General features: G+C 62.4%; 13 protein-coding genes. 7 read left to right on the top strand and 6 right to left on the bottom strand.

What is annotated here, in order from left to right:
- Positions 1 to 76 precede the first annotated feature (76 nt).
- Positions 77 to 697 (top strand): LysE family translocator, encoded by a 621-nt coding sequence (locus R1A29_RS10465; RefSeq protein WP_192560445.1) that lies wholly within the window; start codon positions 77 to 79, stop codon positions 695 to 697.
- Here the strand turns inward: R1A29_RS10465 and R1A29_RS10460 are convergent.
- Positions 694 to 1,107, bottom strand: coding sequence for a VOC family protein (locus R1A29_RS10460; RefSeq protein ID WP_085733099.1), 414 nt, complete (start codon positions 1,105 to 1,107; stop codon positions 694 to 696). The genes R1A29_RS10465 and R1A29_RS10460 overlap by 4 nt on opposite strands.
- 109 nt (positions 1,108 to 1,216) lie before the next feature.
- On the opposite strand from R1A29_RS10460, the gene R1A29_RS10455 reads away from it, so the two are divergent.
- Genes R1A29_RS10455 through R1A29_RS10445 form a run of 3 tightly spaced genes read left to right on the top strand, consistent with a single transcriptional unit; the run spans position 1,217 to position 3,749 of the window.
- Positions 1,217 to 2,299: a bifunctional transcriptional activator/DNA repair enzyme AdaA gene (locus tag R1A29_RS10455; protein ID WP_438301392.1), complete on the top strand. Its 1,083-nt coding sequence runs from the start codon at positions 1,217 to 1,219 to the stop codon at positions 2,297 to 2,299.
- Between the two features lie 22 nt (positions 2,300 to 2,321).
- Positions 2,322 to 3,119 carry an isocitrate lyase/PEP mutase family protein gene (locus R1A29_RS10450; protein ID WP_438301391.1) on the top strand — a complete coding sequence of 266 codons (798 nt, stop codon included), beginning with the start codon at positions 2,322 to 2,324 and terminating at the stop codon, positions 3,117 to 3,119.
- 3 nt (positions 3,120 to 3,122) lie between these two features.
- Complete coding sequence (locus R1A29_RS10445; protein WP_438301390.1) at positions 3,123 to 3,749, top strand: DNA-3-methyladenine glycosylase family protein; 627 nt, start codon at positions 3,123 to 3,125, stop codon at positions 3,747 to 3,749.
- A gap of 198 nt (positions 3,750 to 3,947) precedes the next feature.
- Here the strand turns inward: R1A29_RS10445 and R1A29_RS10440 are convergent, their stop codons facing one another.
- The 3 genes from R1A29_RS10440 to R1A29_RS10430 all read right to left on the bottom strand — a co-directional run bounded on the left by R1A29_RS10440 (position 3,948) and on the right by R1A29_RS10430 (position 7,147).
- Complete coding sequence (locus tag R1A29_RS10440) at positions 3,948 to 5,045, bottom strand: extracellular solute-binding protein (protein WP_438301389.1); 1,098 nt, start codon at positions 5,043 to 5,045, stop codon at positions 3,948 to 3,950.
- Between the two features lie 2 nt (positions 5,046 to 5,047).
- Complete coding sequence (gene aguA, locus R1A29_RS10435; protein ID WP_438301388.1) at positions 5,048 to 6,163, bottom strand: agmatine deiminase; 1,116 nt, start codon at positions 6,161 to 6,163, stop codon at positions 5,048 to 5,050.
- A gap of 99 nt (positions 6,164 to 6,262) precedes the next feature.
- A complete protein-coding gene (locus tag R1A29_RS10430) occupies positions 6,263 to 7,147 on the bottom strand; it encodes a LysR substrate-binding domain-containing protein (RefSeq protein WP_085608994.1) in 885 nt (294 codons plus the stop codon).
- Between the two features lie 135 nt (positions 7,148 to 7,282).
- Here R1A29_RS10430 and R1A29_RS10425 point away from each other — a divergent pair, with 135 nt between their 5' ends.
- Together R1A29_RS10425 and R1A29_RS10420 are read left to right on the top strand one after the other, a co-directional pair.
- Entirely contained in the window at positions 7,283 to 7,771 is a 489-nt protein-coding gene (locus tag R1A29_RS10425) for a GFA family protein (protein WP_438302028.1), read from the top strand.
- Positions 7,772 to 7,871: 100 nt separating this feature from the next.
- A complete protein-coding gene (locus tag R1A29_RS10420) occupies positions 7,872 to 8,669 on the top strand; it encodes a MipA/OmpV family protein (protein WP_438301387.1) in 798 nt (265 codons plus the stop codon).
- A 6-nt stretch (positions 8,670 to 8,675) separates the two neighbouring features.
- Here the strand turns inward: R1A29_RS10420 and R1A29_RS10415 are convergent, their stop codons facing one another.
- Positions 8,676 to 9,881, bottom strand: a complete 1,206-nt coding sequence (locus tag R1A29_RS10415) for a molybdopterin molybdotransferase MoeA (protein WP_438301386.1) — start codon at positions 9,879 to 9,881, stop codon at positions 8,676 to 8,678.
- Entirely contained in the window at positions 9,878 to 10,417 is a 540-nt protein-coding gene (gene moaB / locus R1A29_RS10410) for a molybdenum cofactor biosynthesis protein B (RefSeq protein ID WP_085733108.1), read from the bottom strand. Before moaB ends, R1A29_RS10415 begins: the two co-directional genes overlap by 4 nt.
- Positions 10,418 to 10,715: 298 nt before the next feature.
- On the opposite strand from moaB, the gene R1A29_RS10405 reads away from it, so the two are divergent.
- The gene (locus R1A29_RS10405) at positions 10,716 to 11,615 is read left to right on the top strand and encodes a LysR family transcriptional regulator (protein ID WP_438301385.1); all 900 of its coding nucleotides are present in this window, start codon (positions 10,716 to 10,718) and stop codon (positions 11,613 to 11,615) included.
- Positions 11,616 to 11,697: the final 82 nt, after the last annotated feature.

Genomic DNA, 11,697 nt, shown 5'->3' with positions numbered 1-11,697 from the left:
TCCGCAGCCTGACTGTACGGTTCCGGCCCGCCATCAGCATGATAAAAATAGCCGTCCCGCCACCGGAGCCCGCGCCATGGATCTCGCCACCCTTTCCCTGTTTCTGCCCGCCTGTTTCGCCTTGAACATGGCGCCCGGCCCGAACAACCTGCTGTCGGTCAGCAACGCCACCCGTTACGGCTATCGCCGCGCCTGCGTGGCCGGGGTCGGCCGATTGCTGGCGTTCGCCGGAATGATCGCCCTCGCGGCGGCGGGGCTGGCGGTGGTGCTGCAAACGTCCGAGCTGTTGTTCTATGGAATCAAGATTGTCGGCGCGGGGTATCTGCTGTATCTGGCGTGGCAGCTTTGGCGAGCCAATCCTGCCGCTGAAGACGCCGTTACGGCGCCGGCGAGTGGGTTGCTGGCACTGGCACGTCAGGAATTCCTGGTGGCCGCAGGAAATCCAAAAGCAATACTCATCTTCACCGCATTCTTGCCGCAGTTCGTCGACCCGAACCGCGCCATCACCCCGCAGTTCATGCTGCTGGGGGTGCTGTTCCTGCTGCTGGAATGGATCGCGATCAGCGCCTACGCCTACATGGGCCTGCACATGCGCCGCTGGTTCGCCGAGCCGCGCGGCAAGCGGATTTTCAATCGCTGCTGCGCGGGGCTGTTGTCGGCGGCGGCATCGGTGTTGTTGATGGCCAAGCGGGCCTAAGCTTCGGACGGGCCTTTGAGCTCGACCTGATTGCCGTCCGGGTCGAAGCAGTACAGCGACAGGCCGTTGCCCTCGGCGCCAAAACGGGTGGCGGCCTTGTCGACGGTCAGGCCACAGGATTGCAGATGGCTGATCAGCGCCGCTTCATCGAACGGCTCGATGCGCAGGCAGAAGTGATCGACATTGCGCCGTTCGCTGCCGGCAGCGGCGCCGCCCTTGCGGCCGATTTCGCCGTCGAGGTCGACCAGATCGATCATCGACGTGCCGGCGCGCAGGTGCACCAGACCGAATTTTTCGTTGCGCTTGACCACTTCGGCGCCGAAGACCCGGTCGTAGAAATCAATGCTGCGTTGCAGATCGGCGACGCGCAGCACGATGTGATCGATGTGGTGAATCGTGAACGGTGGCATACCTTCATTTCCCGAGTTGTAGCGACCCGATCACTGTAGTGCAGCGGCCCGAAAATTCACTGTCGATTTTTCGGTGGAGCCATCGAATAACTGGTTTTATCCTCGGCCCATGAACATACAGACCGCTGTCCTGCCCCCTCACGCCGAAATGGTTCGCGCCATGCTCGCAAGCGACACTGCCTATGAAGGCGTGTTCTTCACGGCGGTGAAAACCACCGGGATCTTTTGCCGCCCGACCTGCACGGCGCGCAAACCGAAACCGGAAAACGTCGAATTCTTCGCCCACGCTGACGACTGCCTGTCCGCCGGTTATCGCGCCTGCCTGCGCTGCAAGCCGCTGGACGCTGCCGCCATCGCCCCGGACTGGGTACAACGGCTATTGAAAGCCGTCGACGCCGATCCGGAGCTGCGCTGGAGCGATGCACAATTGCTCGCCGAAGGCATCGAGCCGCTGAAACTGCGGCGCTGGTTCAAGCAGCATTTCGGCATGACGTTTCATGCGTGGCTGCGCACCCGTCGGCTCGGCGTGGCCTTGGGCGGGATCAAGCAAGGCACCTCCATCGACCACGCGGCGTTCGACTCCGGTTATGAATCCCTCAGCGGCTTTCGCGATGCGTTCCAGAAGTCATTCCACATCACGCCAGGCCGTGCGGCGACCAGCGAACCGCTGCTGTTCACCCGCCTGACCACGCCGTTGGGGCCGATGATCGCCATGGCCGAACGACGCGGACTGGTGCTGCTGGAGTTTCTCGACCGCCCGGCGCTGACCCGGGAAGTCGAAGAACTGCAGAACCGCTACGGCTACGTGGTCGCGCCGGGACACAACGCGCATTTGCAGCAGATCGAAAACGAACTGACGCTGTACTTCGCCGGCAAACTGAGCGAATTCAGTGTGCCGCTGCACCTGCCCGGCAGCGAGTTTGCCCGTCAGGTCTGGGCCGAACTGCGGCAAATCCCCTACGGCCACACCAGCACCTACGGCAGCATCGCGGCGCGGTTGGGCAAACCCGGCGCCAGTCGCGCGGTGGGTCTGGCCAACGGGCACAATCGGCTGTCGATCGTGGTGCCGTGCCATCGGGTGATCGGTGCGGACGGCTCGCTGACCGGCTATGGTGGTGGGCAACCGCGCAAGGCGTTTCTGCTCAGGCTGGAAAACGCTGCCGTGCAACTGACGCAACCGCTGGCTTTCTGAACGACGACAAGAAGGGATTTCGATGAACGCGCTCGACACACAGTTTCACCAGTTGCACCACGATGGCCTGCTGATCCTGACCAACGTCGCCGACGCCACCGGCGCGCGGCTGGTCGAGCAGCTTGGTGGCAAAGCCGTCGCCACCAGCAGTGCCGCCGTGGCCTGGGCCCATGGTTACCCGGATGGCAACACCCTGCCGCTGGAGCGTTTGATCAACACCGTGGAATCGATTGCCCGTGTCATCAAGGTGCCGCTGAGCGTGGACATCGAGGCCGGTTATTCCGATGACCTTGACCGGGTCGCTAAAGTGATCGACGCGGTGGTCGCGGCAGGCGCAGTCGGGATCAATATCGAAGACGGCAGCGGCACGCCGGAACTGCTGGCGCGCAAGATCGAAGTGGCGCGCAAGATTGCCGACAAACGCGATGTGAAACTGTTCATCAATGCCCGCACCGACGTTTATCTGAAAAGTCTGGTGCCGGCCGAGGATCGCGTCGCCGAAACCCTGCACCGCGCCGCGCTGTATCAGGCGGCCGGGGCCGATGGACTGTTCGCCGCCGGGGTGACGTCCGCCTACGAAATCGAAGCGATCTGCAAGGGCACGATCCTGCCGGTCAACGTTCTCGGCTTCGCCGGCCTGCCCTCCCCCGACGAACTGAAATCCCTCGGCGTACGCCGCTTGAGTGCCGGCTCCGGCATCGCCGAGTTCATGTACGGCGCCATGGGTTCGCTGGTGAAAAGCTTCCTCGCCAGCGGCAAGCTCGATACCCACGACCTCAAGGCCTTCACCTATGGCGAAGTCAACAGTCTGCTGAAGTAAGCCATGCCCGATCCTTATCAACCGGCCAGCGAGTTTCTGGCCAGCCTCGACGCCGACTGGCAGCGCCACATCGCTGCGGTCGGCCCATGTCTGCATCAACCACATCCGGCGCGGGATCCTTATGAATCGCTGGTGCGGGCGATTGCCTATCAGCAACTGCACGCCAAGGCTGGCGATGCGATTGTCGGGCGGCTGGTGGGGCTGTTTCCCGGGCAGACGTTTCCGCGTCCGAAGCAGATTCTGGCGACGGACTTTGATCGGCTGCGCAGTTGCGGGTTTTCGGCGGGCAAGATTGCGACGATTCAGGGGATTGCCCGGGCGACACTGGATGGTGTGGTGCCGGATTATTTGACTGCGCTGGCGATGGAGGATGAGGCGCTGATTGAGCGGTTGGTCAGTTTGCGCGGGGTTGGGCGCTGGACTGTCGAAATGTTGCTGATTTATAGCCTGGAGCGGCCGGATATTTTGCCGGCGGATGACTTTGGCGTGCGTGAGGGGTATCGGCGGTTGAAGGGGCTGGAGATGCAGCCTGCGCGCAGGCAGATGGTTGAGATCGGGTTGGGGTGGAGTCCGTATCGCACCGTGGCGGCTTGGTATTTGTGGCGGGTGCCAAAAGCGCCCTCACCCTAGCCCTCTCCCGGAGGGAGAGGGGACCGATCGGGGGATATTGCCGAAGTCAACCGAGCTGAAACAGCAACTGTGAATCCAGCATCGCCAAGACTTTTTTGAATTCATAATCGACTCGATTTTTCAGGTCGATGTATAACCCGAGACACCTCGGTCAGCTCCCTCTCCCTTTGGGAGAGGGCTGGGGTGAGGGTTGACTTTTCAGAGACCAGACTTCAGCTTACTGAACGCCCGAATCAAAGCCCGGTTGAACACCTTCCCATTATCATTCTTGCTATACAACGAAGCCCTCACCGCCTCCGGCGGATAAGTCCCCGGATCATTGCGAATCGCCGGATCAATCAACCCGTCCGCCGCCGTGATCGCGTTGGCATAGTGAATGGTGTCGGTGATCGGCGCGATCACCTCAGGCGTCATCAAATAATCCATCAATGCCAGGCCAGCCTCAGGATGCGGTGCATCCTTGGGAATCACCATGGCATCAAACCAGATCAACGTGCCCTCCTTCGGAATCCGGTAATTCAACTTGAACGGCTTTTTCGCCGCTTCGGCCTGCCCCGCTGCAATGGCAACGTTGCCGTTCCACGACATCGCCACGCAGGTGTTGCCGTTGGCCAGGTCGCTGATGTTCAGGTCGTTGTCAAAGTAGCGGATGTACGGGCGGATCTTCGCCAGTTGCTGTTCGGCGAGTTTCAGGTCATCGAGGCTCTGGCGATTAATGTCCAGGCCCATGTACTTCATGACCGCCGCGAACACTTCGTTCGGATCGTTGAGCAGGCTCACCCCGCAATCGGCGAATTTCGACACCACTGCCGGATCGAACAGCATCGCCCAGCTGTCCCGTGGCGCCTCCGGCAGGCGCTGCTTCACGGCCTCCTCCTGATAGCCGACGCCGGTGGTGCCCCAGGCGTAAATCCCGGCGTAGCGGTTGCCCGGATCGAACACCGCCATGTGCTGACGGAACTCTTCACCCACACCGGCGAAATGCGGGAGCTGCTGCTTGTTCAGGGTCTGGATCGCGCCGCTCTCGATGGCCCGCGACAGGTGCTGGCCGGCGCTCAGCACCAGGTCGTAGCCGCTGCGGCCGGTGAGCAGTTTGGTCTCGACGGTTTCCAGTGAATCAAAGTGATCGGCGACCACCTGAATCCCGGTTTTCGCCTCGAAATTCTTCAGGGTATCCGGGGCCAGGTACTCGCCCCAGATATACAGATTGACCACCGGTTTCGCCGGCTCGGCGGCCTGCACACACAGGGGTGCAAGCACCAGCAATAACGCTTTACTCAGTTTGTGCAGGCCCATGCTCAGGCTCCTTTTTTCTGGCCGGCGTATTGCGGCATGGTGATGCACGCGACGTTGCCGCCACCGAGCAGGATTTCCCGGGAGTTTTCGATGCCGACGATCTTGTGCTGCGGGAACAGTTCGGCGAGGGTCGCCAGCGCCACCTGATCGTTGCGATCACCGAACAGCGGCACCACGATCGAGCTGTTGCCGGCGTAGTAGTTGATATACGACGCGCAGATTTTGGTGCCGGCCTGACGGGTGTGGGTACTGTCCTGCTGATCGAGGCCTTCGGCTTCTTCGGCGGTCCACTCCAGCACGTCCGGTTGCGGCAGTTTGTGCACGATCAGTTCGCGGCCACGGCTGTCGCGGGCGCTGCGCAGGATGTCGTAGGCCTCTTGGTAGATTTCCCATTGCGGATCGTCGCGGTTGTCGGTCCATTGCAGCACCACTTCACCGGGACGCACGAAGCACGCGAGGTCGTCGACATGGCCGTCGGTTTCGTCGAACTTGCAACCCCGTGGCAACCAGATCACTTGCTCGGCGCCGAGGTAATCGGTGAGCCGGCGGGTGACTTCGTCCTTGCCCAGATGCTGGTTGCGATTGCGGTTGAGCAGGCACTGCTCGGTGGTGAGGATGCTGCCCTGGCCGTCGCTCTGGATGCCGCCGAGTTCGGCGATCAACGGCGCGCGATAGCGGTCGAAACGCTCGATTTCGAGGATCTTGCTGGCGATCTGATCGTCCTTGTCCCACGGGTAGTAGAGCCCGCCATCGAGGCCGCCGTAGGCGTTGAATTCAAAATCGACGCCACGCACTTCACCACTCTGATCGCTGACCACGAAGCACGGGCCGCTGTCGCGGAACCAGGTGTCGTTGCAGGTCATCTCGACTACCCGCACTTGCGGCGGCAACTGGCGGCGGGCGGTGGCGAACTGGGCCGCCGAAGCGCAGACCGTCACCGGTTCGCTATGGGAGATCGCGGTGACGATCTGCACCCAGACTTTCTGTGCAGGCTTGGCGCCGTTGCGCCAGACGTCGGTGCGCTCCGGCCAGCCGAGCCAGCAACCGGACTTGGCTTCGAATTCGCCGGGCAGACGGAAGCCGTCCTGTTTCGGGGTGGTGTCGAGCAAACGTGCCATGGTCAAACCTCGTCATCGGGATAGGAATGACCTCAGGCTACGGTCGCGGGCGGTCGCGCCGCCAACGATGATTATTTCGGAACAGTTGAATTCAACTCATCAATCCGCCAGTTGATCGTTGAACCATTCCAGCATCTGCGCCACCGCCGGACGCTCCAGCCGCACCCGCTCGCAGACCAGCGCGTATTGGCCCAGCGCGGTCATGCTGGAGGTGAACGGGCGCACCAGACGCCCGTTCTGCAAGTCTTCCTGCGCCGTGAGGTTGTCGCCCATCGCCACGCCCTGCCCTTGCGCCGCCGCCTCCAGCGCCAGGCCGGCGTGGGCGAAATACAACTGGCGTTCCGGGCGCAGGTCGCCGGCATGGCTGGTCAGCCACGCGGTCCAGGTCTTGCCGTCCTGATCGTCGTGCAGCAGGCAATGCCGGGCCAGGTCCTTCGGGGTTTTCAGGTTGCCCTGGTTGAACAGGCCGGGGCTGCACACCGGGAAGAACTGCAACGCCGGCAACGGGCGAACGAAATACGCACTGCTGTCCACCGGACCGGTGCCGTAGGTGATCGCCAGATCGATGTCTTCGCCGGGTGCGGTGGCGTCGATCGGCTGTTCGTAGAGGTGCAAGGTGATGTGCGGATAACGCGCATAGAAATCGGTGAGGCGGTTCATCAACCACTTCTGCGCCAGCTCCGCCGTGACCGCCAGCCGCAACACGGCGAGCGAGGACGGATCGCGCAACTCGTCGCAGGCATCGCCGATCAGTTCGAAAGCCTGTTGCAGGCTTTGCATCAGGCGCCCGGCGGCGATGGTCGGGCGAATCTGCCGGCCCTCGCGGATGAACAACGACACGCCCAGTTGCTCTTCGAGCTGGCGGATCTGATGACTGACGGCGCTGTCGGTGACGCACAGCTCGGCGGCGGCGCGGCCGAAATGTGCGTGGCGGGCGGCGCACTCAAAAGTTCGCAGGGCGGCCAGAGAAGGTAGTCGGCGCATGGGGTGATTCCCTTTTTTTGCGGACATGCTGACCGGGCTTTTCGTGGTCGTCCAGTTGTGCCGCGAATGCAGCGGCACAGGCGCAACATCTCTTCTAGGCTGAACCGCATCGACAACACCAAACCGGAGGCCACCATGCACCTCGAAGGCTCCTGCCACTGCGGCGCGGTTTCATTCTCTCTCGACAGCGCACACCCTTACCCTTATCAGCGCTGCTACTGTTCGATCTGCCGCAAGACCCAGGGTGGTGGCGGCTATGCGATCAACCTCGGCGGCGACGCGGCCAGCCTCAAGGTGCGCGGGCGCAAGCACATCACGATCTACCACGCGAAGATGAAAGACGAAGGCGATGCCCGCGCCCATCGCAGCACCGCCGAACGACACTTCTGCTCGTTGTGCGGCAGCGGACTGTGGCTGTTCAGCCCGGAATGGCCGGAGCTGATCCACCCGTTCGCCTCGGCCATCGACACACCGTTGCCGGTGCCGCCGGAGCACACCCACCTGATGCTCGGCTCGAAAGCGCCATGGGTCGAAGTGCAGGTGAGCGCGAAGGACCGGCAATTCGAGGTCTACCCCGAAGAATCCATCGCCCAATGGCACGAACGGCTGGGATTGAGCCGATAGCCGCCTTCACAGTCTTTGACAGTTTCCCGACAAAGCTGCCAAAGATTGCCGAACGGCACCCGCCTAGCATGGCGCATCTATCTTCCCCATCGGGTGCCCCATGCCGGTTTCGCTCCGTACGTTCTCGCTGTCCCTGACCTCCCTTTGCCTGCTGCTGCCCGGCGACTCGCTGCGCGCAGAGGACTGGCACACCACCCTGCGCGCCGGGGCGGCCAGTGCGCCGCGCTACAGCGGCAGTGATGAACGGGTGATGGCGCCGTTGGTGGGCGTTGAAATCGTCAGCCCCTACGGCGTGTTCCTCGACACCAGCCGAGGTCTGGGCTGGGGTTTCGATGAAGAGGATTTCGGCCTCAGCGTGTACATCGGCGCCAGCGACGTGCGCAAGGATCGCAAGACAGGATTCAAAGGCTCGGACGAACTCAACGGCATGGGTTCGATCAAGTCGCGCCCGGTGATCGGGCTCGACGGAACGTATCACCTGGGCCCGCTCATTCTCGGCGCGAGTTTCGAACATGCGCTGGAAAAGGACGACGATGACCACGACACCGGCTCCTCGTGGAACCGCCTCAAGCTGAGCATCAGCGCGCCGCTCTACGAAGGACGTTTCGGCAAGGTAACCGGCGGGCTCAGCAGCCAGTTCGGCGACAGCAACTACATGCGCACCTGGTACGGCGTCAGCGATGCCCAGGCTTCGCGCAGCCAGTTCCGCACGTACAAGGCCCGGGCCGGGTTGATCAGCCGTGGTGCAGACCTGACGTGGTCATTGCCGCTGGACAAACAGTGGAGCGTATCGACGGTGCTGGCGGTGCAGTACCTGAATCACGAAGCCGCCGACAGCCCGATTGTCGAGCGTCGGCTGCAAACGTCCCTTGCCGGGCAAGTGGTCTACACCTTTTGATCGCCCTCAGAACAGCTCGCTGAACGGAATGAAGCGCAGCGGATCGCCCATTCGCAGCGTGCTGTTCTCCGGGATTTCCACCAGCCCGTCGGCCCAGGTCGCGCCGAGCAGTACGCCGGAACTCTGGTTCGGATACAGCGCCGCCTGACCGCCCTCCAGACGCACCCGCAGGTACTCGCGACGGCTGCCGGGTTTCGCCCAGTCGAACCCGGCGTTGACGGTGAGGCTCAACGGCATCACCTCTTCCACGCCTTGAATGCGCAGCAGGTACGGGCGCGTCAGCAGGCCGAAGGTCACCAGCGCCGAGGTCGGATTGCCCGGCAGGCCGATCACCGGCACCGTGCCGAAATGGCCGACCGTCAGCGGTTTGCCGGGTTTGATCGCAAGCTTCCACAGCAGCGGTTTGCCGTTGTCGCGCAGCACCTGGCCGAGGCAATCGGCATCGCCGGCAGACACGCCGCCCGTGGTCAGAATCAGGTCGGCCGCCACTTGCAGTTGCTCAAGCTTGAGCCGGGTCTGCGCCGGGCGATCGGGAAGAATCCCGGCGTCGATCACCTCGCAACCGAGTTCGCGCAACCAGTGGTCGAGCAAAGTGCGGTTGCTGTTGTAGATGCTGCCGGGACGCAATGGCTGACCCGGTTCCACCAGCTCGTCACCGGTAGAGAGCAATGCCACGCGCGGACGACGGACCACCGGCAAATGGGTCATGCCCTGCCCCGCCGCCACCGCCAGTTCGAACGGACCGAGGCGTTTGCCGGCGCGCAGCAGAGTGTCACCGACGCGGTTCTCCTGGCCTTGGGCGCGGATGTTCTGGCCGACTTTCAGCGGTTGCAGGAAACGTATGCGACCGTCCTCCAGCACCTCGGTGTTTTCCTGCATTTCCACGCAATTGGCGCCATTGGGCAATGGCGCGCCAGTGAAGATCCGCGCGCAAGTGCCGGGCAGCAGGGCGTCCGGCGCCAATCCGGCGTAGACCCGTTGCGACACGCTCAGCGGCTGGCGATGCAGATCGGCGAGGTTCAAGGCGTAACCGTCCATGGCACTGTTCGGCCATGGCGGCAGGTCGAGAGTCGCCACCAGATCGCTGGCCAGCACTCGGCCGCGCGCCTCATTGAGCAGCACCGGTTCGCTGTCCGGCAGGCGTTGTTCGTTGGCCATTGTCAGCAACTGGTCGAGTGCGTCCTCGACCGGCATCAATCCGGGCTTGCTCATCCCCGTGGCCCGCAGGCTTGCACCGGTTTGAGGTGCGGGACGAAGTTGCACGGGCGATGACGGTTGTCCAGTTGCTCGGCAAGGATGCCTTCCCACGCCGTGCGGCACGCGCCGGTGGAACCCGGCAGGCAGCACACCAGCGTGCCGTTGGACAGGCCTGCCAGCGCGCGGCTTTGGACGGTCGAGGTGCCGATGTCGAGAATCGAGATGGCGCGGAACAGTTCGCCAAAGCCGTCGATCTGCTTGTCCAGCAGGCAAGCCACGGCTTCCGGAGTGCTGTCGCGGCCAGTGAAACCGGTGCCGCCGGTAATCAGCACCACTTGAATGCCGTCGTCGGCGATCCACTGCGCGACCTGGGCGCGGATCTTGTACAGGTCGTCCTTGAGCAGGTTGCGTTCACTCAAGGTGTGGCCGGCTTCGAGCAAGCGGCTGACCAGCAACTGGCCGGAGGTATCGCTGGCGTAATCGCGGGTATCGCTGACCGTCAGCACGGCAATATTCAAGGGAACAAACAGGGCATCCGCTTTAACACTCATGGCACTCTCCGGCCTTCGCCAATTCAATTGGGCCAGAGCCTAAGTGCCACTTATCAGGACTGTCTAATCACTCTAACCAACCACATTATCGAGCCGCTCTATCGGCTGTTTTTTATCGGGCGGCGCTCACTGATCGAGCCAATGAAACCGGCCATGATTGAATCCCTCGATAGCCTCTTCAACGCTTCCGATTGGACGTAAAACGCGATCAGTGGGATCGTCGCCACCTGCGCTTTTCGTGCGCCGTACGCATCTGCGTCAATACTCAATCCAAATTTCCCTTCGAGCAGGTGCCATCGTGGACATCAAACAACTCAAGTTCCTGATTGCGCTGGACGAAACCCGCCACTTCGGCCAGGCCGCCGCGCGCTGCCACATCACCCAGCCGACCCTGTCGATGCGCCTGCGCAATCTGGAAGACGAGCTGGATCTGGTGCTGGTCAATCGCGGCCAACGCTTCGAAGGTTTCACCCAAGCCGGCGAACGCGTACTGGCCTGGGCCCGCACCCTGCTGGCCGCCCACGACGGGCTGTTCGCCGAAGCTGCCGCCTGCCGCGGGCAACTGGTCGGCAGCCTGCGTCTGGGGCTGGTGCCGCTGAGCAACTTCAATCCGGTCAATTACATTCAGGGTTTGTCGGGAATATTTCCCGAGCTGAAATACAGCCTGTCGTCCCTGAGTTCGGACGAGATCATCGAGGGTCTGGGCAACAATCAACTGGATCTTGGCGTGTGTTATCTGGACCACGTCAACCCGAACTATTTCGATTTCTTCGAGATCGGCGAAACCCGCGTCGGCCTGCTTTACGACACCCGCCACTTCCATTTCGAAGGCCCGGAAATGAGCTGGGAAGACGCCGCCGAACTGCCGCTGGGGATGATCACCACCGGCATGCACTACCGCAAATCCATCGACCTGAGTTTCCGCAGTCGCGGGCTGAATCCGCAGCCGATCATGGAAAGCGATTCGACCTATCAACTGTTGCAGGCGATTCACCAGGGTTTCTGCTGCTCGATCATGCCGCTGGACAGCGGTCTGGAAGAACCGATCGAGCACCTTGCCTTCATCAACCTGCCGGATGCCAGCGTGCTCGCGCCGTTGGGGCTGGTGATGCGCAAGACTGAACCGCGTTCGGCGATTGCCGAGAAGTGCTTTGCCGAGGCGCGCAAAATGTTCGGGATCGAGGCGCCTGCCGTTTAACGCCTTCAGTGATCGACCAATCCAATCACTGCATCGGAACAAGCGATTGGACGCACTTTTCCCTGCCCCGTAGCCTGAACCC

Source organism: Pseudomonas sp. NMS19W, assembly GCF_051554255.1.
GTDB classification, from domain to species: domain Bacteria; phylum Pseudomonadota; class Gammaproteobacteria; order Pseudomonadales; family Pseudomonadaceae; genus Aquipseudomonas; species Aquipseudomonas kribbensis.
This window is presented reverse-complemented; position numbering and strand designations above follow the sequence as displayed.

Coding starts and splice junctions, on each gene's coding strand:
- R1A29_RS10440 (WP_438301389.1), bottom strand. CDS start 5,045: ATGGGCCTGCACAAACTGAGTAAAGCGTTATTGCTGGTGCTTGCACCC.
- aguA (WP_438301388.1), bottom strand. CDS start 6,163: ATGGCACGTTTGCTCGACACCACCCCGAAACAGGACGGCTTCCGTCTG.
- R1A29_RS10425 (WP_438302028.1), top strand. CDS start 7,283: ATGCACCTCGAAGGCTCCTGCCACTGCGGCGCGGTTTCATTCTCTCTC.
- R1A29_RS10460 (WP_085733099.1), bottom strand. CDS start 1,107: ATGCCACCGTTCACGATTCACCACATCGATCACATCGTGCTGCGCGTC.
- R1A29_RS10430 (WP_085608994.1), bottom strand. CDS start 7,147: ATGCGCCGACTACCTTCTCTGGCCGCCCTGCGAACTTTTGAGTGCGCC.
- R1A29_RS10415 (WP_438301386.1), bottom strand. CDS start 9,881: ATGAGCAAGCCCGGATTGATGCCGGTCGAGGACGCACTCGACCAGTTG.
- R1A29_RS10445 (WP_438301390.1), top strand. CDS start 3,123: ATGCCCGATCCTTATCAACCGGCCAGCGAGTTTCTGGCCAGCCTCGAC.
- R1A29_RS10465 (WP_192560445.1), top strand. CDS start 77: ATGGATCTCGCCACCCTTTCCCTGTTTCTGCCCGCCTGTTTCGCCTTG.
- R1A29_RS10455 (WP_438301392.1), top strand. CDS start 1,217: ATGAACATACAGACCGCTGTCCTGCCCCCTCACGCCGAAATGGTTCGC.
- moaB (WP_085733108.1), bottom strand. CDS start 10,417: ATGAGTGTTAAAGCGGATGCCCTGTTTGTTCCCTTGAATATTGCCGTG.
- R1A29_RS10450 (WP_438301391.1), top strand. CDS start 2,322: ATGAACGCGCTCGACACACAGTTTCACCAGTTGCACCACGATGGCCTG.
- R1A29_RS10420 (WP_438301387.1), top strand. CDS start 7,872: ATGCCGGTTTCGCTCCGTACGTTCTCGCTGTCCCTGACCTCCCTTTGC.